Origin of the sequence: Kitasatospora sp. SC0581 (assembly GCF_048159585.1) — a bacterium.
In the GTDB taxonomy this organism is placed as follows: domain Bacteria; phylum Actinomycetota; class Actinomycetes; order Streptomycetales; family Streptomycetaceae; genus Kitasatospora.
Genome location: NZ_JBLRWA010000256.1, coordinates 1 through 352, shown reverse-complemented (window position 1 = coordinate 352; position 352 = coordinate 1). Strand labels below are relative to the sequence as shown.

1 pseudogene is annotated in these 352 nt (G+C 53.7%); it reads left to right on the top strand.

Going from position 1 to position 352, the window contains the following annotated elements:
* Positions 1 to 352, top strand: a pseudogene (locus ACLWS4_RS38005) (hydantoinase/oxoprolinase family protein); the annotation flags it as partial.

Below are 352 nucleotides of genomic sequence, written 5' to 3'. Positions count from 1 at the left end.
GGAAATGGTCGAAGAAGCCATCGATAAGATGAAAACAAGTGCGGCACCGGTTCCGGTCATCCTTGTCGGCGGCGGGAGTGTATTGCTGCCGGACTCTTTAAAAGGCGCGTCACGGGTCATCCGCCCGGAACATTCCGGTGTTGCCAATGCGATAGGTTCTGCGATTGCACAAGTCAGCGGCCAAATTGAAAAAATTTACGTCCTTGACGAAATAGGCAGGGAGCAGGCACTGGAATCTGCCAAATCCCAGGCGAAGCAAGAAGCGATCAAAGCGGGGGCAGATCCCGGCAGCCTTGTCATTGTGGATATAGAAGATGTCCCGCTCGCCTATCTTCCGGGAAATGCGACAAGA